The following is a 22697-nucleotide window of genomic DNA, read 5'->3' on the forward strand; positions in this document are numbered from 1 at the left end:
TACTCACCCGTCCGCCGCTCGTCATCTTCTAGCAAGCTAGAAATGTTACCGCTCGACTTGCATGTGTTAGGCCTGCCGCCAGCGTTCAATCTGAGCCATGATCAAACTCTTCAATTAAAAGTTTTTTGAAACCTAAGTTTCGTGCTCAATGAATACTGTGATGATATCTTTCGATATCGAATTGACTGTGCTGCAACAAGTAAACTTGTTGCTGTTGGTCACTCACTTCATTTGAGACTCTAAATTTGTTTGCGTCATCTAGCGAACTAGAATCTGCTGTTAGAACTCAACCTGTACGAGTGCCCACACAGATGATTGCTTCATATTTTTAAAGAACGTTGCGACCTGTTGTCGCTGCGGCTTTCACCGCGTTAGGGCTGCGCATTCTACGCCTTCCTAATTTCTTGTCAACACTTAATCTTGAGAAAATTTAAATTTCTTAAAACTTAGTTTTACTTGACTCAACCAACTCGTGGTATCGCTTATTTGTAAGCAGTCCGCCGTGTCGGTGGATGCGCATTATAGGGAGATTCGATTTTGACGCAACCCCTTTTTTAAAGAAAATTGCTAAAAACAGCTTTTTTCGCATCAAATGATTAATAAACACCCAAAAACGAATATTAAGTAGCCAAATTCAGGTCTTGAACTCAGGCCTTGTTATGATTCTTCCGTGGCAGGACTACTAAGTATTGAACAACTGCGGTAAAGATCAAGGTAGGAATCTAAAAATAATAACGGCGAGTCTAAGCTCGCCGTAGTCATATCTATACCTATATATGTAGGTACTCAAAAATAGCCCTAGTAAAGAATGCTATATAGTTTTCGACGCGACGCCGCCGCCAGGGCATCCCCCTCTGGTAGGCTGGCGATAATATCAAGATAGAGCTTCTTCGCATCAGCAAAGTTAAGATCTTTCTGTAACACTAAAAACAGAGCTTCGAGCGATTCAGCTTTGCGGCCCGCCTCATTGAAAGCCACCGCAAGTTTCACCTTAAGCTCTAAATTATCGCCTTGCTGCTCGATCTCCTGCTGCAGTGAACGAATTTCAGGAGAGTCTTGTGCTTGCTCTGCTTGTTCTAGTTTGGCCTTGATATTGTTGTAGTAGGCATCCTGATCCGCCAAAGCTATGGTATCTAGCAAGGCTTTTGCATCATCCAACTTATGTATTTGGATACAGATATCGGTTAGCACCAGCTTAATTCGCGCATTCTGTGGGTCAATTTCATAGGCTTGTTTGGCATATTTAAAGGCATCATTCAGGTTATCCGCCGCCAACGCTGCTTTAGCCTGCTGTAATAAAGCATCTTCTGGCTGTGGCAGGTGCTTTTGCAATGCTTCTTTTATTTGTTGCTCGCTTTGCGCGCCTGGCAACATATCTACCGGGGCACCACCTTTTAATAACACTAAGGTAGGTAATGTCTGCAAACCAATCTGCTGCGCCAGCTGGCTGGCCAGCGCTTGCTGAACGTCACAGTCCAAGGTAGCAACGATAAGATGCTGCTGATATTGCTGCGCTAAACCATCGAGAATTCGTGCCTGCTCCTGGCATTCATGGCTCTGCGCCGAGTAGAAGCTCAAGGCAACGATATTGTCTTCGGAAGTTTGTCCTAAAACCTGCTGAATATTTTCAGCAGTAAGTTGAATTTGATTCGTCATGGTTAAGTTGCCATCTATTTAGAATTAGGCTTTGATATGGAGTCAAAGATCACAATTACAAGTGTAAGGAATATTATGGGTTTTCTGCAAAATATGACAATAGCGAGTACGGCGTTATTATTAACCACGGCATTGCCCGCCGGCGCCGCTATTAAGGTGAGCGAACGCTTGCCCGAGCTGGAAAAGCTCTATTTGGACTTACACCAATCCCCTGAGCTCTCGCTACAAGAGCAACAAACCGGCAAGAAAATCGCCAAGCAACTAAAACGTCTGGGCTTCGAGGTCACCTCTGAGGTGGGCGGTTATGGCGTGGTCGCACTGCTAAAAAATGGTGCGGGCCCTACGATTATGATACGCACCGACACCGACGGTTTACCCATTACCGAACAAACCGGCGTTTCCTATGCCTCTAAGGTGAAGGTGCTTAATAAAGAAGGGACTGAGGTTGGTGTAATGCACGGCTGTGGTCACGATATTCATATGACCAGCTTTATTGGTACCGCCGAGCATCTAGTCGCTCATAAAGATCAATGGCAAGGCACGCTTATGATGGTCGCCCAGCCCGCAGAAGAAGTAGGCGCCGGTGCCAAGGCTATGTTAAATGAAGGACTGTTTAGCAAATTTGCCAAGCCGGATCATATTTTAGCCCTGCATGTCAGTGCCAGTGTGCCCGCGGGCAAGGTTGCTTTAAAGCCGGAATACACCATGGCCAGCGTCGACTCGGTTGATATTCTTGTAAAGGGTAAAGGCGGTCACGGTGCCTACCCGCATACTACGATCGATCCCGTGGTGCTGGCTTCGCGTATCGTGTTGGCTTTACAAACCATTACCAGCCGCGAGCTATCTCCTCTTGAGCCTTCGGTAGTCACCGTAGGTTCAATTCATGGTGGCAGTAAGCACAATGTTATTTCCAATGAGGTGAAACTCCAGCTGACATTACGCAGCTATAACCCGGCGGTACGCGAACAACAGATAGCGGCGATTAAGCGCATTACTTCGGGTATTGCCGCCAGTGCAGGGCTTGAGGAGTCACTCTACCCCGAGGTGCTGGTTCATGAAGCCGAGTCTATCCCTTCGACCTACAATAACCCGGAGCAAACGGCGCAAGTAACTCAGGCCATTAAAGCGGCCATCGGCGCCGATAATGTTGAATTGACCGAGCCGGTCATGGCTGGTGAGGACTTTGGTTTATTTGGCCGCACCGAAGACAAGCTGCCCATTACCTTGTTCTGGCTCGGGGGCGTTAACCCTGCAACTTATGCCGAAGCCATGCAAAACAACACCCAGTTGCCGTCATTGCATTCAAGTAAGTTTGCCCCGGATTACCAAAAGGCAATTCCAACCGGAGTGAGCGCCATGAGTAATGCTGCATTGGCCTTGTTTAATAGAAACTAAGCCTGAGCTTTACTGCTTTTCGGGCGCGGGCTTTTTCTTCTCGCGCCCTTAAACTTCCTTTTTACCTGACTCTTGATATGTGAAAACTGACGACTGTCGCAGCTTTTTGCTTCTTCTATTAATGCCCCTAGTTGCCCAACCAAGGGCTGCATAAAATCATCGTACTTAAGCTGTTTCTCTGCAATTTGTGCCAAGGCCATTTCCCAATGGGCGGTCATATCCGGTGTTGAAAGGGTGTCAGGCAAGGCATTGATCAGCGCCACGCCCGTTTCGGTGGCAACAATCGTCTTGCCACTGCGAGCAAGGAAGCCACGGGTAAATAATAACTCGATAATACTGGCGCGGGTCGCCTCTGTGCCAAGGCCATCGGTTTCCCGCAGCACCTTACGAATATCCGGGTCTTTCACATAGCGGGAAATGGCAGTCATCGCCGCAAGCAAGGTAGCATCGGTAAAGTGCGCCGGCGGTGTGGTGTTTTTATCTAAACGCCGCGCATCCTCGCACAATACTTGCTGACCAAGGGTTAATGGCGGCAAAGTCTGCACTTCTTGATCTTCTTTATTACTTTCTTTATTAGGCTGTAATACTTTAAAGCCGCGTTCTAGTTCTTCTTTGGCCTTGGTAGTGAACTTGCCGCCGGCTATCTCAGCTTCCACATCGGTTTGGTGATAACGGTAGGCCGGCATAAACTGCATCAGGTACTGGCGACAGATCAGCTCATAAACACGGCGCTCTGTTTCTGTAAGCTGCGCCGAGGTCTTTTTATTGGTCGGCACTATGGCGTGGTGGGCGGCTACCTTGGCATCGTTAAAGCAACGTGCTTTTTTTAACGGATCCGCAGTAGCCAGCTGCTCTTTTGAAAACACACCGTTAGCAATTACGCTGTCGATAATGGCTGACGCTTGCTGAAAATGATCCTTGGGCAGATAGCGGTTATCCGAGCGCGGATAGGTGATCAAGGTGTGTTTTTCATAAAGGCTTTGACAGGTATCCAGTACCGCTTTGGCTGGCAACCCGAAGCGCTTGGCGGCATCGATTTGCAAGGCAGAAAGATTGTAAGGCAAGGGCGCCAGCTCTTGTTTTTCTGCCCTTTTGACCTGGGTGATCAATCCATGCTGCCCCTTGATACGGGAAACAACGTTGTCGGCCAGGGCCTTAACTAATACCCGACCCTGCTCGTCCTGATAAGGTTGGCAGGCTTCGCTGGGTTGCCACTTTAAGGTAAAGCCTTGTTGCTCTTGAGTGCGCATCAGGGCTTCTACCTCATAGAAGGGCTTGCTAACAAACTCTTTAATTTCTTTATCCCGTGCTACCACCAGGCCAAGGATGGGCGTTTGCACCCGACCAACCGAGAGCACACCTTGATACCCCCCTTTTTGCCCGGCCAGGGTATAAGCGCGGGTTAGGTTCATACCAAACAGCCAGTCGGCACGGGAGCGCGCCAAAGCCGAGACGCTGAGCGGAATAAACTCCGCATTGGCCCGCAATTGTCCAAGGGCTTTTTTCACCGCGGGTAGGTTTAAGTCGCTGATCAGTAATCGCTGAATACTTTGCTTTTTAGCCGCGCTCAAATTGGCTTGGGAGATCACCTCATCGACTAAAAGTTGCCCTTCCCTATCCGGGTCACCGGCATGAACAATTTGCGATGCTTGCTTGATCAGCTTTTTAACCAAGGTAAGTTGTTTGCGGGTTTTGCTTTTAGCTTTAAGTTGCCACTGCTGTGGCACTATGGGTAGATGCTGTACTTGCCACTTTTTATAAGCGGCATCATAGTCATCGGGCTCTGCCTGCTCCAATAGATGACCGATACACCAGGTTACACAATCGCCGTTGCCCAGCTCGATATAGCCGTCTTTTTTGTTATGGGGTTTAGGTAAAGCGGCAGCAATGGCACGCCCAAGGGAAGGTTTTTCAGCAATATATAGCTTCATAGCACAACAACTGTTCATCCATACAGTAAAGAAGAGTGTAGTGCATTTTTACTTTTGATGAAAGAATATTAAGGACGGGTGCCTACTTATTAGCGCACCCTCATGGTTTTTATTTCTACTGAACTACTTCAATTGGATCCGATTCTTTCGCTTTACCCTGCATAATGGAGATTTCCACCCGACGATTGCGCTTACGGTCGTCATCGCTTTCATTAGGTACTAAGGGCCGAGTATCAGCATGGCCGACCACCACCATGCGGTTTTTATCAAAGCCTGCTACTTTTTGCATCTCACTGGCAACGGCAACGGCACGCTTGGCACTAAGATCCCAATTATTGGTATAGAGCTCATTAGCGACCTGAAAATCATCGGTATGACCAGAGACGGTGATCTCCCCAGGCACATCTTTTAGCAAGCGGGCAATGTCCTGCACTATGGGCTTAAACTTCGGCTGTAAAAACGCGCTGCCGGATGGGAAGGAACCATTTTCACGAATACGTATGATGATCTGTTGACCCAGAGATTCCAGCTCTATGGCACCATCAATGATCTGTTGCTCCAGCTGCTGGGCTATTTTCTTCACCAGCTCGTTAACTCTTTCTTGATCCGCCGCGGCAATGGCTTGAAGCTGCTCTTGTAGCTCCTCTGTGCTGGCAGACTCACCGCCACGCTGATCGCCTTTTTGCTCCTGGCGACCACCGGCCGAGTCTTCATCTCCAGCCTGAAACTCCAACATCTGCTGGGTCATTTCCGTGGTTTGCTGCTGAATGGTTTCAATGGGCGTAGGCTCTGGTCGCCCGGGCTTAAACTCCATGGCGATCACACTGGTGCCCTTAGGAATATCTTTTACTTCCAGCTTGTTTTGCACCCCGAAGGCAAACTTCATCGAGCCAGCAATTTGCTTAAACTTGAGAACATCCATTTCCGAAAAGGCTAACAGCAGCACGAAGAAACACATCAACAACGACATAAGATCGGCAAAAGTCCCCATCCACTGAGGTAATCCAGGGGGAGGACATTTACATGCTTGTTCGTCGGACATACTCATTGCTCGCTCAATCCTCGGTATCTAGCTGGCGCTTAGACTCGGCAAGGTAATTCTTTAAAATGCCCTCGATCACCTTGGGGTTTTGACCGTCTTGAATACCTAGAATGGCATCAAGGATCAGGCGCTGATTAAGCTCTTCTTCGTCTTTACGCAGCTCCAGTTTTGACTGAATGGGAATGGCGATCACATTGGCTAAAAAGGCACCATACAAGGTCGTTAACAAGGCCACCGCCATGGCCGGGCCAATGGCTTTGGGGTCATCCATATTTGAGAGCATGGCCACCAAGCCGATAAGTGTTCCTATCATGCCCATAGCAGGGGCAATATCGCCGAGCGCTTTAAATAAACCGGCGCCCTGCTGATGGCGCGCCGAGGTCAGCATAATATCTTTTTGTAAGGTTGCACGCACCACATCGGCATCGTGACCATCGACCAACATGTCGATGCCCTTGCGCATAAACTTATTGCTGATCTGTGCTTCTTCGAGCGCCAAAAAGCCACCTTTACGAGCCGAGTCCGCCAGTTCAACGGCTTTTTCGATCAGCTCGTCCGGCGACTCTATCTTAAACATAAAGGCCTTTCCGGCCACCTTGCCGATGGAAAAGAACTGCCCCATGGTGTAATTAGCAAGAACAATAAACAGCGAGCCACCAAAAACGATCAGTACCGAGGGGGTGTTGTAAAACATACTTACATCGCCACCAAGTACCATAGACATAACTACAAAGCCTATCGCCCCGAGAATACCAATAATGGTTGCTAAATCCACATGTCCTCCACCCACAGTTACTTCATTTCACACCTCTTTGAGCTCGGCTCGGGTGCTAAAAATTTGCCGCTATTATAAATACTCTTAAGCTATCGGCAACCAGCGCAAATACTTAACCCTTTTATTTTAAAATTATGCGCATAAGAAGGGGCGAAAATCATCACCGCCTTTGACCTGGTCACCGAATCCTCCTAGAATTGGCGCTCTTAGCAATTCAGTAACGAGAGCGCAGGCAATGGCCCAAAAAAAACCAGAAAACCTCACCTTTGAGGACGCAATCAACGAACTGAGCCAAATTGTCACTGAGATGGAACAAGGCGATATGCCGTTGGAGCATTCTTTAAAGCAGTTTGAACGCGGTATCAGCCTAGCCAATGCCTCGGCGCAAAAACTGGATCATGCGCAGCAAAAAGTAAGCATGCTGATGAGCAATGATCTCGATGCTGAACTAACGCCTATGGACCCTCAAGAGTAATAGCCACTGTGGAATTAAAACAAGCCTTAGCGCAAGCACAGCAAGACCTAGTGCACACCCTGGAAAGCTATTTCCACAGCCAGCAAGATGCTCAACCAAGGATCCTCGCGGCCAGCCAGTACAGCGTACAAAATGGCGGTAAACGACTGCGCCCGTTTTTGGTTTATTGCGTAGGCACCATGCTAGGCGCCAACAAGGGCGACCTCGATAAGGCCGCCGCGGCCATCGAGTGTATTCACAGCTATTCCCTTGTGCATGATGACTTGCCAGCCATGGACGATGATGAATTACGCCGCGGTCGCCCAACCTGCCATATTGCCTATGATGAAGCCCATGCTATTTTGGCCGGCGATGCACTGCAGAGCATAGCTTTTGAATTACTAAGCGCTAACGACTTTAACATTGACGCCAGCGCGCAAATCCGTCTGGTACAAAGCCTAAGCCGAGCGTCTGGTTTGCTCGGCATGGTCGGCGGTCAGGCTCTGGACATAGCCGCCACCGGAAAAGACATCAGTTTAAGCGAGCTTGAGCAGATACATAATGCCAAAACCGGTGCGCTCCTAAGCTGCGCCATCGAGCTTGGCTATTTATGTGCCCCTAAGGGCGACAGCGATACGCAAGCGGCACTGCAAAAATACGGCAAGGCCATCGGCCTGGCATTCCAGGTACAGGACGATATTTTAGATATAGAAGGCGACACCCAGACCTTGGGCAAACCGCAGGGCTCGGATGAGGCCGCCAGTAAAGCCACCTACCCAGCTCTGCTTGGCTTAGATGGCGCCAAAGCCAAACTACAGCAGCTCTATGACGAGGCCATTGCTGCTCTCGACAACCTGCCCTATGACACCAATATGTTGGCGCAACTGGCGCAGTACATCATCGCCCGAGATCATTAAAAATTACTACAGATGGCCGTGCCCATTTTGATATACTCAGGCCATCGCAGTGAAGGATAATAAAACGCATGAATTTGGATAGCAGCAAGTATCCCCTTTTAAATCAGGTCGATGAACCTGCACAACTGCGCGACCTGGCTCAAGATAAGCTAGGCGCGTTTAGCTATGAATTGCGGGACTACCTACTGAACTCCGTATCACAAAGCAGTGGCCATTTTGCCTCAGGTTTAGGCACGGTGGAGCTGACTGTGGCGTTGCATTATGTCTATAACACGCCATTCGACCGCTTGATCTGGGATGTGGGCCACCAGGCCTATCCGCATAAGCTGATCACAGGTCGTCGCGAGCAAATGCACAGCATCCGCCAAAAAGATGGCCTGCATCCTTTCCCTTACCGTGGTGAAAGCGAGTACGACACCTTTAGTGTTGGTCACTCAAGTACCTCGATTTCTGCGGCGTTAGGCATGTCTATTGCGGCGCAAAAAGAAGGTAAAGGACGTAAAACCGTAGCCGTGATCGGCGATGGTGCCATTACCGCAGGTATGGCCTTCGAAGCCATGAACCACGCTGGTGATGTGAAGTCGGATATGCTGGTGATTTTAAACGATAACGAGATGTCTATCTCGGAAAACGTCGGTGCCCTGAATAACCACTTCGCTCGTATTCTTTCCGGCAGCTTTTACACCAATATTCGTGAAGGCGGCAAAAAGCTGCTCTCCGGCCTGCCGCCAGTCAAAGAGCTGGCCAGCCGTATGGAAGAGCACCTTAAAGGCATGGTGATCCCTGGCACCTTTTTCGAGGAGCTGGGCTTTAATTACATCGGCCCCATTGATGGTCACGACGTTAATATGCTGGTCGATACCCTGCGTAATATGCGTAACCTTAAGGGCCCACAGCTACTGCACGTGAAAACGCAAAAAGGTAAGGGTTATAAGCCAGCCGAAGCCGATCCTATCGGTTATCATGCTGTGCCTAAGTTCGATCCAAGCGAAAGCAAGTTACCCAAGTCAAAACCAGGCGCGCCGACCTTTTCCAAGGTGTTTGGTGACTGGTTATGCGATATGGCCGCACAAGACAGCCGCCTGATGGCCATTACTCCGGCCATGCGCGAAGGCTCTGGCATGGTGCGCTTCTCTAAAGAATATCCAGAGCAGTATTTTGATGTGGCCATTGCCGAGCAGCATGCTGTGACCTTAGCCGCCGGTTTTGCCTGCGAGCAGTTAAATCCCGTGGTGGCGATTTATTCGTCCTTCTTACAGCGCGCCTATGATCAGCTGATCCACGATGTTGCCCTGCAAGAATTACCTGTGTTATTTGCTATCGACCGTGCTGGTGTAGTTGGCGCCGATGGTGAAACTCACCAGGGCACCTATGATTTAAGCTTCTTGCGCTGCATTCCCAATATGGTGATCATGGCTCCGGCCAATGCCAACGAATGCCGTAATATGCTTTACACCGGCCATAAGCTGGATAAGCCTGCAGCGGTGCGCTACCCCCGTGGCAGTGCCGGTGAAGGTGCATTCGATGCACAAATGCAGCAGCTTGAAATAGGTAAAGGCCGTGTGCTTCGTCAAGGTAAAGGTGTGGCCATACTGTCATTCGGTACCCTACTCGAATACGCCGAGCCAGCCGCAGAAGCACTGGATGCCTCCTTGGTAGATATGCGTTTTGTTAAGCCATTAGATACGGCGCTGATCGATGAATTAGCCGCTACCCATGAGCACCTAGTGACCTTGGAAGACAATGTGATCGCCGGTGGTGCAGGCTCAGCGGTGAGCGAATATCTGGCACAAAGCAAGCAGCTTAAGCCGGTAATGCACCTAGGCCTGCCAGATATCTTTATCAAGCACGGTACACAGCAGGAAATGCACGCCGAGCTTGGCCTGGATAGCGCTGGTATCGAGCGACAAGTTAAGGCTTGGATGGCTTAATACCAAAACCGAAAAGCAAAAAGGAGCGATATCGCTCCTTTTTTTGTGCCTGTTATCTGCTGGTTAGCGCATCCAGATCTTAATATCCGCCAGCGAAGTGCTTTGCAGTGTGGCTATCTGCTCATCAAGATTCTCGCTTTGCTCGAACTCGAAGGCATCAAGCTGATCATCAAACTCAATATGCGCACAACCATCGCCGCCGCGCTTTTTAACCTGATGCAGGGCGATATCAGCGAGATTTACCGATGTTTCCCAGCCGATCACCTGACCGCCTAATAAAGGCATGGGGTAGCTGGACCAGCCCATTGAGACGCTAAGGTTAATCTTTTTGCCATTGGGCAGTAAGAAGCCCTTGTTGGCGATGGACTTACAGAGGTTTCGGACAAACAAATTAACCTGATCGAGCTCAAAGTCGCGCAGCAATATGAGGAATTCATCACCACTCCAGCGTGCCACATAATCCGAGCCTTGAGTGCAGGAGTTAAGCAGGGTCGCCATTTGCTGCAAACAAGTATCGCCGCTCAGTGGCCCATAGGCATCATTGATACGCGAGAAGTTGTCGATATTGACAATAACCAGCACTAAGGCACGGCCCTGTTTTTGCAAGGATTCGGCGTTACGCTGATAGTGCTCTATATCCTTGGGCAGCTGGTCGAATAAGAAACGGCGGCTGCGCAGCCCGGTCAGCTCGTCGGAGTGGCTCACCAGCTTCAACTGGGAGTTAACCTGATTGAGCTTATCATTAGCATCACGCAGCTCCAGGGTGCGCTCTTCCACCAAGCTTTCCAACGCCGCCTGTTTACGTCGCTCCTGCGCCCTGAAAACCCACAACAACAGATACAAAATAAAGAAGAAGCAAGAAACGATCAGTAAGCGAAAATAAATGGTTTCATCAAAGCGACGCGGCACGGTAAAGGCGTACTCGGCGCTGCTGGCCTCTTGCCAATTGCCACTGGTGCGCTTGGCTTCCAGTTTAAAGACAAAAGGCCCGGGTGGTAAATTGGTATAGATGGCCTCGCGGCGATTGTTGGCATAGCGCCAGTCACTATCCAAGCCCTGTAAGCGATAGCGAAACTCCACTTCCGCCGGGGCATAAAAGTCGATGGCGGTATAGCTGATGGTCAAATCGCGCTCATCGGTATCAAGCACAGGCTTTTTACCCAAAGCGCCCGTGTATAGAGTGCGGCGCGGCGTGGCTATGCTTTCCACCTGAGGAGCTAAGGCGTCTTGGCCAAACAGCTGCACGCTTTTGGGAATTTCCACCACCCCCTGCAAACTGGGGTACCAGATGGAGCTGCCATTATCGGCAACCGCATCATGACCTAAACCAGCACAGCACTGGCTGGCCTTACCGTCTAATTGGCGGTCATAGGAGGAGATCACCTGCTCCACTTGCAAGTTGCCGATTTCATCGGAGAATTGTTCCACCGGCATGCGGTACACGCCCTTCATAGTGCTTACCCAGACCCGCTGCAGGTCTTTGTCATAATGCAAACTAAAGATGGAGCCATAAGGCAGACCGTTAGAAACATCAAGCTGATGCCAACGCCCCTTGGTACTGCGATAGAAAAGACCATCATTGAGTGAACCAACTAAAGTGCCCACCCCGTCTATTTCCAAAATGCTGGTGACATAGGCGCTTTCAAGGGCGGTGTTATCGCCGGCACGCTCTATGCCCTTGTCGGAGAAGATATAACCGCCCTGGCTGGTGCCGATCAGGCCATATTTGCCCTTATCGACGACAAAGGTAATAAATTTACTGTCGAGCACCGCATTATAGTTAAAGGGAGTCAGCCCCTTATAACCCAGACGATACATGCCGCGACCTGTGCCAAACCAGAGCCCACCGGCGCTGGCCTCACTAATGGCAAACACAGGGTTAAGGCGCAGCTCGCGGGCTTCTATATTAAAGAGCTCTTCATTTTCAAAATAGAGTACACCACGGTCGGTTGCGATATAGAGGCGCTCACCGACAAAATGCAAATCATGCACTGCGCTGCGTCTTAGCTTGGCGCGAGGAATACGATTAATGAAGTTATTGTCCTGATCGAAATAACCCACGCCAGAGCGGTTGGCAACCCAAAGTTGCCCCTTAGGAGAGAGGGTCAGTGCCATCACGGCTTCGGTCATGCTTGATAAAGCATTATGGCGCTCTACCCGTCCGGCATGTGCCAGCCACAAACCTTCGCTGAAACTGGCAAGCCAAATATTGTTTTGGTCGTCACGGTACATGTCTGAAAACCAGATACTTTGATCCAGTGCTGCCGGCTCCACCCACTGCCATTCTTTGGACTTATCACGATGCAAAAGGCGGCCATAGGTCGAAATCCACAGCGCCCCATCGGAGTCACCCATAAACTTATAAACGGCGGCATTACTTGCATTTGGCAAGGCAAAGGGACGTAATTCATCGTCTATATCAAGGAAATAGGCGCCGAGCTCGGAGGCCAGATAAAGGGTGCCTTCAAGCCAGGCTAAATCATGAATTATGGTTTGCGCCAGGCGCTCGGGTAAGGTCACCCGGGCGGTGATTTTTAAGCGCAGTCTGGAAGATGACGACGACATATTGGTCAGGCGCAAAAGGTGGTTTTCACTGACCAGCCAAACACCTTGTGGTGCCAGCGCCATCTTGCTGACGGAGATCTGGTTAATGGCGGTTAAGCGGCTTTGCATACGACCGCTACTGCGGCGCTGCTCTTCGTCTAGGTGAAAGGCAATTTGGTTGCGTTCGATATAAAAAAGCTCGCTGGCGGCAACCCAGATATTGCCCTTCTCGTCTTGTAGGATATCGCGCACCGGACCACTGATGCCGAACTGAAAATAGTTCATGGAATCGGGGTCGAGCACGGAAACCCCTTTTTTGGTGCCGATCCACAACAGGCCTTCTTGATCTATCAGCAGCTTGTTAATGGCATTGCTGCTTAGGAAGTTACTGTTTTGCTGGTTAAAATTGGTGAAATGTTCGCCATCAAAGCGACTGAGACCGAATTGGGTGCCGACCCAGATATAACCCTGGTTGTCCTGGGTTACACTCTTTAAGGATTGCGAAGGCAAGCCATTTCGGGTGTTCCATTGTTTGACTACATAATCGGTAATAGATGCCGAGGCCGTTGATGTTATTAGCGTCGCCGCCAGCAGCAAAAGTGACTGTAAAAACCGCAGCAATGTCACACCCATGTTCAAAACTTATAGTCCAGGCAAATAACCTACTTTAATTAACGCCTGTAGGCAAATTAGAGAGCAGATCCCGGCCAAAATATCATCGGCCATAATGCCCAGTCCACCGTGTAGGCGTTTATCCAGCATGCGTATCGGTCCTGGTTTGGCGATATCGAAGAAGCGGAATAATAAGAAGCCAACCAAAAGCGTTTGCCAATTAAGCGCCGCACCTATCATGGTGATATAAAAACCGGCCACCTCATCCCAGACAATAGCCGGGTGGTCGTGTACGCCCAAATCATCGGCAGTTTTGCCACAGGCCCAAATACCAAATACAGAAATCACCAAGGCAAACACCAGTTGCAGCCACAGGGGATAACTCATGGTCATAAAGATAAAAGGCAAGGCGGCAAAGGTGCCCACTGTGCCCGGCGCCTTAGGGCTTAAACCCAGGCCAAAGCCAAGGCCAAAGAACTGATGGCCGCGGCGCAGATTAAAGGTATTGCTAGTCATGCTTAACATGCTTCATCCTCGGCAAAATGTTCAAATCCCATGGCGCTGATATCCAGCTTGTGCTCACCATCGAATACGTCGATCTTGCCTTCGCCACCACGGATCTGACCGATACACACGGCATCAATGCCGTACTGGTTAAGCTTGTTATCCAACATGGCCTTGTGGTTTTCAGGCACAGTGTACAAAAGCTCGTAATCGTCGCCATAGGCAAGAATATACGGCCATTTAGCTTCGCCCTCGATACTTTGGCGGAACGCCTCTGTGGTAGGGATTTTATCGGCCTGTATGGTGGCGCCGACCTGAGACATCTCAAGAATGTGCTCTAAGTCCGCCAATAAACCATCTGAGATGTCGATGGCGGCGCTGGCATAACCGCGCAGCACCTGCCCTGCGGCAACGCGCGGCGTCGGGTATTCAAGCTTATGAGTTAATTTTTTCAGCCACTCTGGGTCGATATCCAGGTGTTGCTTGCGCGCTTCCACCGCTAATCCGGCATCCCCAAGCGGGCCTGTAACATAAATCCAGTCGCCGGTCTTGGCACCACTGCGGGTAATGGCCTTTCCTTCGGGCACAGTGCCCTTGGCACAAACAGTTACCGTAAGCGGCCCTTGAGTGGTATCGCCACCTATGATCTGGACATTAAAATACTCGGCAATTTCATGCATGCCTGCAGTAAATTCTTCCAGCCATTGCACATCGGCATGAGGCAAGGTTAAGGCCACCGACACCCAGGCCGGCTCGGCGCCCATGGCCGCCAAGTCGCTCAGGTTTACGGCGATGGCTCTATGCCCCAAGGCACGTGGTGACATATCTTCAAAGAAATGCACGCCACACACCATAGTATCTGTGGTGACCGCCAACTGGCTGTTTTGCGGCACTGTGACTAGCGCACAGTCATCGCCAATACCCAGGTTAACGTCGCGACGACTGATGCCACGGCCTTTAAAGTAGCGATTAATTAATTCAAATTCTTGCATACACAAAAAAGCCGGCCTGAGCCGGCTCTCCTTGTTGTCAGGTGCTTAGCTACGCAGTTCCTTGACCGCCTTATCCAGCACACCATTAACGAATTTATGACTGTCTTCGGCACCAAAAGTTTTTGCCAATTCAATGCCTTCGTTAATCGCTACCTTGTAAGGTACGTCTTCACGGAACTTTAACTCATACGCGCTTAGACGCAGAATGGCTTTCTCAACCATGTCGATGTCTTCGTAAGGACGCGTTAAGTGCGGAGCCAAAATGGTGTCCAACTGTTTAAAGTTAACGGCCACGCCACGAGCGAGATCTTTAAAATACTCTACATCAACCTTAGATATGTCGTTCTCAATCAACATATTCTGCTCAATGTCGGCAATGGCATTGCCACTCATTTGCCAAGAGTAAACGGCCTGTAGGGCCAATACGCGCGCTTTGCGTCTAGCTGCTGGTTTCACTGTGAACCCTTAAATTTTGTCTAAAACATTAACCATTTCTAGGGCACTTAGTGCAGCTTCGCCACCCTTGTTGCCCATTTTTGTACCTGCACGCTCAATGGCTTGCTCTATGCTTTCCGTGGTTAATACACCAAAAGCAACCGGTACATCATATTCTAGCGATACTTGTGCCAGACCCTTGTTCGACTCACCGGCAACCAGATCGAAATGCGGTGTGCCGCCACGAATAATAACGCCAAGGGCGATAATGGCATCGTGCTCGCCTTTAGCGGCAAGACGCTTAGCCACAAGTGGTAACTCAACGGCGCCCGGTACGTAAACTACTGTGATGTCGTCGTCACTGACGTTGCCAGTGCGCTTTAACTCATCCACCGCGCCATCAAGTAGGCTGCTGCCAATGAAGTCATTAAAACGTGAAATCACGATGGCAAATTTTTTGCCCGGTGCAAACTTGTTACCTTCAATAATTTTCATTTATAAACCTTTATTGATATTGCCAACGCGTGATGCGGGGCGAATTAGGGGTATCGCAAAATTGCCGCGCATCATACCATAACTGAAAAAAAATAGCTGCTTATTCTGGCTGTACGTAATCAACCACTTCAAGGTGGAAACCCGACAGCGCGTGATACTTCTTCGGCATGCTCATCAGGCGCATCTTGGTAATGCCCAAATCGGCAAGGATTTGTGAGCCAATGCCCACGGTACGCGAGGTGCCCTGGAACTTACGATAATTGGCCTGCTGACCTTCATCTTCCATTGCAAACGCCTTGACCATGGCTTCGATATCTTCGCTGCACTCTTGTTTACCAAGAATAACCAGAACCCCTTCATTTTTGGCAATGTAATCCATGGCCTTAGAAAGCGTCCAGCTGCGTTCGGCGCCGCGATCGGAGAGCAGAATGTCGTTAAAGGTACTTTGCAAGTGCACACGCACTAAAGTTGGGTCGTTAATTTCACCCTTCACCATGGCATAGTGAAGCTGACCATCTATGGTGTCTTTGTATGTTACCAGCTCGAACTCGCCATGCTCGGTCGGCAGCTTGCACTGGGCAACCTTCTCAATGGTGGTTTCATTAAGGTTACGGTACTCGATAAGATCGGCAATGGTGCCCATCTTAATACCGTGCTCCTTGGCAAACACTTCCAGCTCTGGGCGACGGGCCATGGTGCCATCCGGGTTCAGGATTTCGACAATCACAGACGACGGCTCAAGACCGGCCAAACGGGCTAGGTCACAACCTGCTTCTGTATGACCGGCTCGAGTTAAAACGCCACCTGGCTGGGCCATAATCGGGAAAATATGCCCAGGCTGAACGATATCCTCAGCTACCGCACCTTTGGCCACGGCGGCCTGCACAGTGCGCGCACGGTCGGCGGCAGAAATACCTGTGGTTACGCCCTTGGCGGCCTCAATAGACATGGTGAAGTTGGTCGAGAACTGGGCGCCATTGTTTTTCACCATCAGCGGCAGTGCCAATTGCTCACAACGCTCTTGTGTCAGCGTTAAGCAGATCAGGCCACGGCCATAGGTCGCCATAAAGTTAATTGCATCAGCACTGATGTGCTCGGCGGCAATAATCAGGTCGCCTTCATTTTCACGATCTTCGTCGTCCATCAAGATGACCATTTTGCCATTTTTAATGTCTTCGATGATCTCCGCTGCGCTATTCAAACTCATATCTTGCCCACTATGTGTTATTTGATAAATCCGGCCTGCACCAGCAGGCTTTCGGTTACTGTTGATTCTGCTTTTGGAGCTTGCGCCCCTTGAATTAGGCGCTCCAAGTAACGCGCTATTTGATCGACCTCGAGATTGACCAAGGTGCCAACCTGAAATTCGGCGATCGTGGTTTGTGCCAGCGTGTGCGGCACTATGGTTAATTTAAACTGGTTGCCGTCGATTTCATTAACGGTCAAACTGGCGCCGTCGATGCACACCGAGCCCTTGTAGGGAATATATTTCATCAGCGCTTCCGGCGCCGCTAGCCAATAGTCGATGGCGCGGGCATTAGGGCTGACTTTTACCACCTCGGCAATGCCATCCACATGGCCGGAAACCAGGTGCCCGCCTAGGCGTGAAATCGGCTGCAGAGCCTTTTCTAAATTGACTCGCTGGCCGCGCTGATAATGCGCAAAGCGCGTCAGTGACAAGGTCTCTTTAGAGACATCGGCACTAAAACCATCGCTGAATTTTTCAGTAACGGTCAAACAAACGCCATTGGTAGCGATACTGTCGCCAAGCGCGACGTCACTCATGTCCAAGTTGTCACTTTGTACGCGCACGCTTAAGTCGCCATCAACCAAGGTCAGGGAGCTGAGCGTGCCCGTTGCTTCAATAATACCTGTAAACATGGCTATTCTACTCTAAGTTGTTCTAAGGTAAGGCGAATATCCTCACCAACCGGGGTCATATCGCTAAAGTGCAGGGTTGGCACTTGAGTCATGGCCGTAAAGGGGCCCATAGTTAACAAGCCTTTGGCATCACTGCCCATTAATTTTGGCGCAATATAAACAATGTAGCTATCAATAAGTTGCTGCTGCGCCATGGCACCGGCCAGGGTCGCCCCCGCCTCCAGCCAAACTGAGTTAATATCACGCTGCGCCAGCTCTGCCAGCAGAGCATCAAGATTAACCTGCCCATTTTCAAGGCCTTCGCACAGCAACTCGGTTACATTGTTGGGCCACAGGGGCTGTTTATCAAGCTCTTTGCGCGTCACACTGGCTGTGCGTGAGCGCACTAATAATATCTCGCCGGGCTGTTGAAAAAGCGCTAAATCCGGGGTCAGCCGATAACGGCTATCTAAGATCACCCGCAGCGGTTGGCGCACCTCGGGCAGCACATACTCGGCCAATTGCGTGTCGTCCAATCGCACATTGAGCTTGGCATCATCCACCAGCACGGTATCGGCACCGCTTAAAATAGCGCAGTGCTGGGCGCGAAATAACTGCACATCTTTGCGCGCTTCTGGGCCGGTGATCCATTTACTCTCACCATTGGCCAGGGCGGTTTTACCGTCCAGGCTGGCGGCGAGCTTACAGGTAACATAAGGACGCCCGATGCGCATGCGCTTTAAAAAGCCCAGGTTTAGCTTTTCGGCTTCATCGCCAAGCAAACCAGATGCGACTTCTATGCCCGCCTCGGCCAGCATCTTCATGCCGCGACCACTGACCTGTGGATTAGGGTCTTGCATGGCGCAAATGACTTTTGCCACCTTGGCCTTGATCAGAGCGCCGGCACAGGGGCCGGTACGACCGGTATGGCTGCAAGGCTCAAGGGTTACATAAGCGGTAGCGCCTTGGGCATTATCACCGGCCGCCGCAAGTGCATGCACTTCGGCGTGTGGCGTTCCGGCCTGCTGGTGAAAACCTTCACCTATAATCTGACCCTCTTTAACCAGCACACAGCCGACATTGGGATTGGGTGTGGTGGTGAATCGACCTTGATACGCCAGCTCAATGGCTCGGCGCATATAGCGCTTGTCATCCGCACTGAAGATCATCTTAGTCTCCTAGGCGGGCGATTTCTTCACCGAATTCACGGATATCTTCAAACGAGCGATAGACAGAAGCAAAGCGCACATAAGCGACCTTATCCAGCCCCTTCAGTGCTTCCATAATGCATTCGCCTATCAGTTGTGAGCTGACTTCGCGCTCGCCGGTGGCACGAATTTGTGATTTGATTTGATGCACCACTTCATCGACTTGTTCTGTTTTTACTGGTCGACGCTCTAATGCGCGGTGCAGGCCATTTTGCAACTTGTCTTCATTAAAAGGCTCACGGGAACCATCACGCTTGATCACCCGCGGCATCACTAATTCCGCCCCTTCAAAGGTGGTAAAACGTTCGTGACAGTCATTGCATTCGCGACGACGACGAACCTGGTGGCCACCTCCGACCAGACGTGAGTCAATTACCTTGGTGTCTTTAGCGCTGCAGAAAGGACAATGCATAGTGAATGGGGTTCCTGTAGATAACAAAAAGGCCGCAAAAATTGCGGCCTTTATCATACACAAATGTTTGTGTAATAGCTATTTGACACTGTTATGCGTAAACAGGGAACTTAGCGCAAATTGCTTTCACTTTTTCTTTTACTTGTGCCTGAACATCAGTGCTTTCGATGTTATCTAGTACGTCACAGATCCAGCCCGCTAGCTCTTTCGCTTCGGCTTCTTTGAAACCACGGCGAGTGATAGCCGGAGAACCTAGACGTAGACCAGAAGTTACAAACGGTGAACGCGGATCGTTTGGTACCGAGTTCTTGTTTACCGTGATGTTGGCATTACCAAGAGCAGCATCGGCATCTTTACCCGTGATGTCTTTGTCGATCAAATCAAGAAGGAACAGGTGGTTGTCGGTTTTGCCCGAAACTACCTTGTAACCGCGCTCTTGTAGCACTTTAACCATGGCTTGAGCATTAGCAACAACCTGCTGCTGGTATGCTTTAAATTCAGGCTGTAGCGCTTCTTTGAAAGCAACCGCTTTAGCAGCGATTACGTGACATAGAGGACCACCCTGGCCACCTGGGAATACGGCGCTGTTTAGCTTTTTGTAGATCTCTTCGTCGCCACAGTTAGAAACGATTAGACCACCACGAGGACCAGCAAGCGTCTTGTGCGTAGTAGTAGTTACCACGTGCGCGTAAGGTACTGGGCTTGGGTATACGCCAGCGGCGATAAGGCCAGCAACGTGAGCCATATCAACAAACAGGTAAGCACCTACTTTGTCAGCGATTTCACGGAAACGTTTCCAGTCAACGATACCTGAGTAAGCAGAGAAACCACCGATGATCATTTTTGGCTTGTGCTCAAGCGCTAGCGCTTCAACCTGATCGTAATCGATTTCGCCAGTTGCTTCATTTAGGCCGTACTGAATAGCGTTGTACATTTTACCTGAGAAGTTTACGTGTGCGCCGTGAGTCAAGTGACCACCGTGTGCCAGGCTCATGCCTAGTACAGTGTCGTGCGGCTGAAGAAGCGCTTGGAAAACAGCGGCGTTTGCTTGTGAACCCGCGTGCGGCTGTACGTTTGCGTAATCTGTGCCGAATAGCTCGTTCGCACGGTCAATAGCCAGTTGCTCAACCACGTCAACATGCTCACAACCACCGTAGTAACGCTTACCTGGGTAGCCTTCTGCATATTTGTTAGTTAGCTGTGAACCCTGGGCTTCAAGTACGCGTGGGCTACAGTAGTTTTCTGATGCGATAAGCTCGATATGCTCTTCTTGGCGAGCTACTTCTGCGTTCATCGCATTAGCTAATTCTGGGTCAAAGTCTGCAATGTTCATGTTACGTTCTAACATGCTGTCTCCTAGGTGCAACGTGATTGTCTATATGAAAGGCCGCTATTGTACGCTTAAACGGCTCGTTTGCCTATTGGCTACGTAGCTAAAATAGTATGCCTTGGCAATATTCAGCTGGAAGTAAACGAGATTTAAGCAAGGCAAATGGATGCAGGCTTAGTGGTGCTAAGTCAAAACCATTTAACGCAGAATAAATCTCATTTAAACCAGCCTTTCAGGAGCGTCACAAGCAGCGCTCTTCTTTGTTGTGCCGACTTGAAATGTGGACACATTCCTGCATCGGCACGCCGCGAATAGCTAAGCTTGTGAGAGCTCTGAATAAGTCCAGGCATGCTAATTTAGCTATTTTATTTAAACAGGGATTGAATTTTTTTCACAGCCCTAAAAGAATGATATTTTCTTATCACATATATAAATATATTAAATTAATTGTTAAACAATCATTTTTGTTACTAATGAAAAGCCCAGCGTATCTAGCTGGGCTTAAAGCAGCTTAAGACGAACAAAATTCGCTATTGGGAATTAATGGCCAGGCATAGCTTGTTAATCCCATTAAGAATCCGAGTGCTGTAGCGATGCAGCAAATCAGCGTCGATGGCGCGAATAGCCTTGTTCTTTACCGCTGGGATCATGTCCCATTGTTGCCACTGCTGAGTTTGTTCGGCGGCGCTTTTTTCACTGCTTAAAACAATTATATCAGGCTTAGCCAGGGCGACATTTTCAACGCTTATCTGCGGATAGTCTGTGCTGTTATCGGCAAAGGCATTCTCACCACCACACAGGGTAATCGCCTTGCCTATCACAGTATTATTATTAACCGTCATCATGGGCGCCGGCCAAAGTTGATAAAACACCTTAGGTTTTTGTCCTTCACCGCGCTGATAATCTTGTTGCAAGCGCTGATAGCTCAGCTCAAATTGCGTGGCCACCCGCTCGCTCTGGGCCACATTGCCGGTGAGCTTTCCCAGTTGTCGCAACTCGGTGGCAATATCCTCTACCCCTTGTATCTTACTGATATACAAGGGCACGCCTAAACGCTTCAGGGTTTCCACATCGGCGGCCTTATTGCCCCCTTGCCACACCACTACCAAAGTGGGTTTTAAGGCCAAAATTTTCTCTATTTGCACCCCGTAATAGCCGCCGACACGAGGTAAGTCCTTGGCCTGCTCTGGGTAATCGGCATGGTCGACGCTGGCCACCAGGTGCTCGCCGGCGCCTATGGCATAGAGGTTCTCCACTATATGGGGAGACAGGGCGATAATGCGTTGCTCCATCGCCTTAGGTTTTTCACTTGCAGCCGCGCTTTCAGTCACGCTCGCAGCCGCGCAGGCAAAAGCACTAACAAAAAAGAGCGTGGTAAAAGCCACTAATCGGCGATAAATGACCATTAGTAATCAAACCCCGCGCGCGCCTTTATTCCGGCATCAAAGGCATGTTTCACATTGCGTACTTCACTGACTGTGTCGGCCAACTCCACTAAACGGCGGTGGGCGCCGCGCCCGGTAACGATCACAGATTGCATTTTCGGCCGGTTTGCCAGCGTCTCCAACACTTCGTCTAAATCTATATAGTCATAGGTGAGCATATAGGTAAGCTCATCAAGCAAAACCAGATCCAGGCTCTCGTCGGCAAGAAATTGCTTGGCCTGCTGCCAGGTTGCCTGCGCCGCCTGAGTGTCGGCCTCGCGGTTTTGTGTCTCCCAGGTAAAGCCGGTTTTCATCACCGCAAAAGGCACGCCCACCTGCTCCAGCAAGTTGCGCTCGCCACACTCCCACAAGCCCTTAATAAACTGCACCACCGCCGCTTTTTGGCCATGACCGACACAGCGCGCCACGGTACCAAAGCCGGAGGTCGACTTGCCTTTGCCATTGCCGGTGATCACCTGCAATATGCCCTGCTCCGTTTGCGCCTGTTCAATGCGCTTATCCACTTCGGCCTTTACTTTTTGTTGGCGCTTTTGATGCTGCGCATTTTTGTCCGTCATGCCACGACTCCATAAATCAAAATTACATTAATGATATCAAGCTTCTATCATACAGCTTAAACACCTAACTCGAATACTCGCCTGCTCGGCACCGACAGGGCACCAAAGCAAAAATCTGCTAGATGAAATATTTCATCTGATTACAAACGCTGGTAATACCGCCACTCAGGTCTAGGCTTGACTAAAGATCTACCATAGGGAC

20 protein-coding genes and 1 rRNA gene are annotated in these 22697 nt (G+C 50.0%); 4 read left to right on the forward strand and 17 right to left on the reverse strand.

Features of this window, described 5'->3' with window-relative positions:
* Both WCN91_RS00005 and WCN91_RS00010 read right to left on the reverse strand, forming a co-directional pair.
* Nucleotides 1-117 (reverse strand): 16S ribosomal RNA (locus WCN91_RS00005); the annotation flags it as partial.
* 681 nt (nt 118-798) lie between these two features.
* Nucleotides 799-1656, reverse strand: a complete 858-nt coding sequence (locus WCN91_RS00010) for a tetratricopeptide repeat protein (RefSeq protein WP_342675393.1) — start codon at nt 1654-1656, stop codon at nt 799-801.
* Between the two features lie 75 nt (nt 1657-1731).
* On the opposite strand from WCN91_RS00010, the gene WCN91_RS00015 reads away from it, so the two are divergent.
* Nucleotides 1732-3051: an amidohydrolase gene (locus WCN91_RS00015; protein WP_425415985.1), complete on the forward strand. Its 1320-nt coding sequence runs from the start codon at nt 1732-1734 to the stop codon at nt 3049-3051.
* On the opposite strand, the gene WCN91_RS00020 is transcribed toward WCN91_RS00015, so the two are convergent.
* From WCN91_RS00020 to pomA, 3 genes are all read right to left on the reverse strand, one after another.
* Nucleotides 3048-4982 (reverse strand): DNA topoisomerase III, encoded by a 1935-nt coding sequence (locus tag WCN91_RS00020; RefSeq protein WP_342675395.1) that lies wholly within the window; start codon nt 4980-4982, stop codon nt 3048-3050. The genes WCN91_RS00015 and WCN91_RS00020 overlap by 4 nt on opposite strands.
* A gap of 115 nt (nt 4983-5097) precedes the next feature.
* The gene (locus WCN91_RS00025) at nt 5098-6024 is read right to left on the reverse strand and encodes a flagellar motor protein MotB (RefSeq protein ID WP_342675826.1); all 927 of its coding nucleotides are present in this window, start codon (nt 6022-6024) and stop codon (nt 5098-5100) included.
* A 13-nt stretch (nt 6025-6037) separates the two neighbouring features.
* Nucleotides 6038-6799: a flagellar motor protein PomA gene (gene pomA / locus WCN91_RS00030; RefSeq protein WP_342675397.1), complete on the reverse strand. Its 762-nt coding sequence runs from the start codon at nt 6797-6799 to the stop codon at nt 6038-6040.
* 235 nt (nt 6800-7034) lie between these two features.
* Here pomA and WCN91_RS00035 point away from each other — a divergent pair, with 235 nt between their 5' ends.
* The 3 genes from WCN91_RS00035 (at nt 7035) to dxs (ending at nt 10101) form a co-directional block, all read left to right on the forward strand.
* On the forward strand, nt 7035-7274 hold the full coding sequence (locus WCN91_RS00035; protein WP_342675398.1) for an exodeoxyribonuclease VII small subunit: 240 nt from the start codon (nt 7035-7037) through the stop codon (nt 7272-7274).
* Between the two features lie 8 nt (nt 7275-7282).
* The gene (gene ispA, locus WCN91_RS00040; protein WP_342675399.1) at nt 7283-8170 is read left to right on the forward strand and encodes a (2E,6E)-farnesyl diphosphate synthase; all 888 of its coding nucleotides are present in this window, start codon (nt 7283-7285) and stop codon (nt 8168-8170) included.
* Between the two features lie 68 nt (nt 8171-8238).
* A complete protein-coding gene (gene dxs, locus WCN91_RS00045; RefSeq protein ID WP_342675400.1) occupies nt 8239-10101 on the forward strand; it encodes a 1-deoxy-D-xylulose-5-phosphate synthase in 1863 nt (620 codons plus the stop codon).
* Nucleotides 10102-10164: 63 nt separating this feature from the next.
* Here the strand turns inward: dxs and WCN91_RS00050 are convergent, their stop codons facing one another.
* The 12 genes from WCN91_RS00050 to cobO all read right to left on the reverse strand — a co-directional run bounded on the left by WCN91_RS00050 (nt 10165) and on the right by cobO (nt 22495).
* A complete protein-coding gene (locus tag WCN91_RS00050) occupies nt 10165-13266 on the reverse strand; it encodes a diguanylate cyclase domain-containing protein (protein ID WP_342675401.1) in 3102 nt (1033 codons plus the stop codon).
* A 21-nt stretch (nt 13267-13287) separates the two neighbouring features.
* Nucleotides 13288-13773, reverse strand: a complete 486-nt coding sequence (locus WCN91_RS00055) for a phosphatidylglycerophosphatase A family protein (protein WP_342675828.1) — start codon at nt 13771-13773, stop codon at nt 13288-13290.
* Between the two features lie 2 nt (nt 13774-13775).
* The gene (gene thiL / locus WCN91_RS00060) at nt 13776-14753 is read right to left on the reverse strand and encodes a thiamine-phosphate kinase (RefSeq protein ID WP_342675402.1); all 978 of its coding nucleotides are present in this window, start codon (nt 14751-14753) and stop codon (nt 13776-13778) included.
* Nucleotides 14754-14798: 45 nt separating this feature from the next.
* Complete coding sequence (gene nusB / locus WCN91_RS00065; RefSeq protein WP_342675403.1) at nt 14799-15209, reverse strand: transcription antitermination factor NusB; 411 nt, start codon at nt 15207-15209, stop codon at nt 14799-14801.
* A 9-nt stretch (nt 15210-15218) separates the two neighbouring features.
* Nucleotides 15219-15683, reverse strand: coding sequence for a 6,7-dimethyl-8-ribityllumazine synthase (gene ribH / locus WCN91_RS00070; RefSeq protein WP_105188120.1), 465 nt, complete (start codon nt 15681-15683; stop codon nt 15219-15221).
* Nucleotides 15684-15783: 100 nt separating this feature from the next.
* A complete protein-coding gene (gene ribBA, locus WCN91_RS00075) occupies nt 15784-16890 on the reverse strand; it encodes a bifunctional 3,4-dihydroxy-2-butanone-4-phosphate synthase/GTP cyclohydrolase II (protein WP_342675404.1) in 1107 nt (368 codons plus the stop codon).
* A gap of 17 nt (nt 16891-16907) precedes the next feature.
* Nucleotides 16908-17564 (reverse strand): riboflavin synthase, encoded by a 657-nt coding sequence (locus tag WCN91_RS00080; protein ID WP_342675405.1) that lies wholly within the window; start codon nt 17562-17564, stop codon nt 16908-16910.
* A 2-nt stretch (nt 17565-17566) separates the two neighbouring features.
* Nucleotides 17567-18712, reverse strand: coding sequence for a bifunctional diaminohydroxyphosphoribosylaminopyrimidine deaminase/5-amino-6-(5-phosphoribosylamino)uracil reductase RibD (gene ribD, locus WCN91_RS00085; protein WP_342675406.1), 1146 nt, complete (start codon nt 18710-18712; stop codon nt 17567-17569).
* 1 nt (nt 18713) lies between these two features.
* The gene (gene nrdR, locus WCN91_RS00090) at nt 18714-19163 is read right to left on the reverse strand and encodes a transcriptional regulator NrdR (protein WP_105188124.1); all 450 of its coding nucleotides are present in this window, start codon (nt 19161-19163) and stop codon (nt 18714-18716) included.
* 91 nt (nt 19164-19254) lie between these two features.
* Complete coding sequence (gene glyA, locus WCN91_RS00095) at nt 19255-20511, reverse strand: serine hydroxymethyltransferase (protein ID WP_342675407.1); 1257 nt, start codon at nt 20509-20511, stop codon at nt 19255-19257.
* Between the two features lie 512 nt (nt 20512-21023).
* Nucleotides 21024-21824 carry a cobalamin-binding protein gene (locus tag WCN91_RS00100; RefSeq protein WP_342675408.1) on the reverse strand — a complete coding sequence of 267 codons (801 nt, stop codon included), beginning with the start codon at nt 21822-21824 and terminating at the stop codon, nt 21024-21026.
* A 74-nt stretch (nt 21825-21898) separates the two neighbouring features.
* Nucleotides 21899-22495 carry a cob(I)yrinic acid a,c-diamide adenosyltransferase gene (gene cobO / locus WCN91_RS00105; RefSeq protein WP_342675409.1) on the reverse strand — a complete coding sequence of 199 codons (597 nt, stop codon included), beginning with the start codon at nt 22493-22495 and terminating at the stop codon, nt 21899-21901.
* Between the last annotated feature and the right edge of the window lie 202 nt (nt 22496-22697).

Source organism: Pseudoalteromonas qingdaonensis, assembly GCF_038739665.1.
Lineage (GTDB): Bacteria > Pseudomonadota > Gammaproteobacteria > Enterobacterales > Alteromonadaceae > Pseudoalteromonas > Pseudoalteromonas qingdaonensis.